Source organism: Streptomyces corynorhini (genome assembly GCF_003346515.1).
Taxonomy (GTDB): domain Bacteria; phylum Actinomycetota; class Actinomycetes; order Streptomycetales; family Streptomycetaceae; genus Streptomyces; species Streptomyces corynorhini.
Genome location: NZ_QQNA01000416.1, coordinates 1 through 3456 on the forward strand (window position 1 = coordinate 1; position 3456 = coordinate 3456).

A 3456-nucleotide genomic window follows, 5' to 3' on the forward strand; every position below is an offset into this window, starting at 1 on the left:
GGCGGCGGGAGGAGGCGGAGAGCGGCGGGGAAGCGGTCAGATCTCGATCCGGCCGGCCCGCAGCGCGGGCAGCCGGGCGGTGACCGCTCCCACCAGCGCGGCGTCCTCGGCGAGATCCGCCGCGCCGACCACGCGCAGCAGCCGCCGTACGGTGTCCTCGGTGTCCGGCGCGTCCCGCCGTCCGGCGCCGAGCGCGTCGGCCGCCGGGTCGGTCGTCCCGTACAGCTGGCCGCCGTCGCGACCGGGGCGGGTGGCGTGCGCCCAGCCGGCGAGGGCGAGTTCGAGTACGGGGGCGTGCGCCGAGGCGGAGCGCAGCGCGCGCAGCGCGCCGAACCACCGCTCGGGGATCTTCAACGAGCTGTCGGAGCCGATCTGCCGGAGCAGATGGCGCATGGAGGGGTTGCGGAACCGCTCGACGAGATCGTCCGCGTAGGCCGCCGGGTCGGGCCCGCCGACGGGCAGGGTCGGCCCGACCTCGGCGCACAGCCCGCGTACGAGCCGCTCGCCCCAGTCGGTGGACAGGGCGTCGGCGACGGTCCCGCACCCCGCCACCGCGCCCAGGTGGGCGAGGGCGGAGTGTGCTCCGTTGAGCAGCCGCAACTTCGTGAGCTGGTAGGGCGCCACATCGGCGACGAACAGCGCGCCGTCCAGTTCCCACGGCGGTCGCGGTCCGGCGAACGAGTCCTCCAGGACCCAGCTCCGGTACGGCTCGCCGACGACCGGCACCCGGTCGCGCACCCCGAGCGCCGCCTCGGCGGCCCGCCGGTCCGCGTCGGCCGTCGCGGGCACGATCCGGTCGACCACGGTCGCGGGGAAGGCCACCGAGTCCGCCATCCAGTCCAGCAACGCCTGCCGCGAGGGCCAGGACGACGCCGCGACGAACCCCCGGACGACCGTGGCCAGCGCGGCGCCGTTCGCCGCCATGTTGTCGCAGGACACGAGCGAGAGAGGCGCCCCTGTCGCGCGCATCCGCGCGGCGAGCCCGGCGGCGATCCGCCCCACGACGGTGGTGAGGCCGCCGCCCTCGGGCGCGGCGAGGTCCGCCGCGATCTCCGGTGCGCGGATGTCGAGTTCACCGTCGCCTGGGCGGCGGTGGTAGCCCTTCTCGGTGATGGTCAGCGTCACCGCGGTGACCTCGGGGGAGGCGAGCAGCGCATCGACCCGTACGGCGTCCCGTCGCATCGCGAGCGCCTCGGTGACCGACCCGACCACCCGCGTGACGGGCCCCTCGGGGCGGCGTTCGGTCAGCGAGTAGAGACAGTCCTGCGCGCGCATCGCCGCCACGGCGGCGTCCGAGCGCGGGGCGACCGCGACGATCCCCCACGGCTCGCCGGAGCGCGCCGAGGCCCGCTCGGTGTAGAGGGCCTGGTGGGCGCGGTGGAACGCGCCCAGCCCGAAGTGGACGACGCGGGGACGCAGTTCGCGCGGATCGACGGCCGGGCGCAGCGCCGGCGCGAGCCGACCGAGCGCGGCGCGCCCCAGGGACGGCGGCGCGCAGCCGCCCGGCGCGGTCGGGGTGGGCTCGCTCACCAGTCGTGCACCGACCCGTCGAGACGGCGCGCCACCGGCAGATAGCGGGCCTGGTACGGGAAGCGCTCGGCCGCCTTCTCGTCGTAGGAGACGTCGAGGCCCGGCTCCTCCGAGGGGTGCAGCATGCCGTCGGCGAAGGTCACCCCGCTGCGGAAGACCTCCGCGGTCTCGTCGGCGTGCCCCATGTACTCCTGGATGCCGAAGTTGGGCACGGTGATGTCCACATGGACGGCGGCGGCCAGCGAGACCGGCGAGAGGTCCGTCGCCCCGTGCGAGCCGGTCCGCACCTGGTAGAGCGCGGCCAGGTCGAAGATCCGGCGCAGATGCGTGATGCCGCCGGCGTGCACGACGGTGGTGCGCACGTAGTCGATGAGCTGCTCGGTGATCAGGTGCTGGACGTCCCAGATCGAGGTCAGCACCTCGCCCACCGCGATGGGCGTCGTCGTGTGCTGCCGGATCAGCCGGAACGCCTCCTGGTTCTCGGCCGGGGTCGGATCCTCCATCCAGAACAGCCGGCTCTCCTCGACGCGCTTGCCGAACCGGGCCGCCTCGATGGGCGTGAGCCGGTGGTGCACGTCGTGCAGCAGGTGGAAGCCGAAGCCGAAGCGCTCGCGCACGGCCTCCAGGTAGGTCGGCGCGAACCGCAGATACGCCTCGGTGTCCCAGGGCTGCTCGTCGGGCAGCGAGGTCGCGGCGGGCTCGTACACCTTGCCCTTGCGCACGCCGTAACTCCCGCCGACGTCCGGTACGGCCGCCTGCGCCCGTACGGCCTGGTAGCCGAGGTCGAGGAACCGGTCCACGTCGTCGAGCAGCGAGGGGACGTCCGTGCCGCTGGCGTGCGAGTACACCAGCACACCGTCGCGCGAGCGACCGCCGAGCAGCTGGTAGACGGGCAGTCCCGCGACCTTGCCCTTGATGTCCCACAGGGCGGTGTCGACGGCGGCGATCGCGGTCATCGTGACCGGGCCGCGCCGCCAGTAGGCGCCCCGGTACAGGTACTGCCACATGTCCTCGATGCGCGCCGGGTCCCTGCCGATCAGCAGCGGGACGAGGTGGTCGCGCAGATAGCTGGCGACGGCCAGCTCGCGGCCGTTCAGCGTGGCGTCGCCGTGGCCGGTCACCCCGTCCGACGTCGTGATGCGCAGGGTGACGAAGGTCCGCCCGGGGGAGGCGACGAACACCTCGACACGTTCGATCTTGTTCACAGGTCCACTCCTTCGGACGTTTCCCGTGCCGCCCGCGGTGGACGCGTGAGACCCCCACTGGTCGGCACGACTGGTATACAAGCATCGGTCGCGAAGAGAAGCAATACATGTGCGGCGCTGATCTCGCGGTGGTGCGGCGGCATTGCCCCGCAGGTCGGCGCGGTCTCGCGGACGGGAGTGCGACCGCACGGCCGCCGCCCCGATACGATGAGCGCATGGCTCAATCGAACCGGCGCGGGACCAGCCGCCGCGCCGTCTACACGACGTTGCGCCGCAAGGTTCTGACCCTGGAGTTCCCGCCGGGTTCGGCCCTGTCGGAGAACGAACTCGCGGCATCCCTCGGGGTGAGCCGCACCCCCGTCAGGGAGAGCCTGATCCTGCTCTCCGAAGAGGGCCTCGTCCAGGTCTTCCCCCAGGTGGGATCGTTCGTCTCACGCGTCGACCCGGCCAAGGTGGCCGACGCGCAGTTCCTCCGGGAGGCCGTCGAACTGGCCTCGCTGGAGGATCTGCCCGCGGAGCCCGCCCCCGAGCTGGTCGCCGAGCTGCGGCACAACCTGGCGGAGCAGCAGCTGGTGGAACGCCTCGTCCAGCTCGAAGAAGCCCTCCAGATCGAGGCCGGGCCGCTGCTGCTCCGCCAGGTTGTGCCGCAGCTCGGCGACCAGCTCGGGGGCGGGCTCCGCGGGCAGATCCTCCAGCGAGGCCAGTTCGACGGCCTCCCGGA

At 73.4% G+C, this 3456-nt stretch carries 3 protein-coding genes; 1 reads left to right on the plus strand and 2 read right to left on the minus strand.

What is annotated here, in order from left to right:
• Positions 1-36: 36 nt before the first annotated feature.
• Both DVH02_RS33775 and manD read right to left on the minus strand, forming a co-directional pair.
• Entirely contained in the window at positions 37-1530 is a 1494-nt protein-coding gene (locus tag DVH02_RS33775; protein ID WP_199566517.1) for a mannitol dehydrogenase family protein, read from the minus strand.
• Entirely contained in the window at positions 1527-2735 is a 1209-nt protein-coding gene (manD, locus tag DVH02_RS33780) for a D-mannonate dehydratase ManD (RefSeq protein ID WP_114627647.1), read from the minus strand. Before manD ends, DVH02_RS33775 begins: the two co-directional genes overlap by 4 nt.
• Positions 2736-2950: 215 nt before the next feature.
• On the opposite strand from manD, the gene DVH02_RS37280 reads away from it, so the two are divergent.
• Positions 2951-3456, plus strand: a 506-nt coding sequence (locus DVH02_RS37280; RefSeq protein ID WP_147286205.1) for a GntR family transcriptional regulator, incomplete at its 3' end; no start/stop codon positions are given.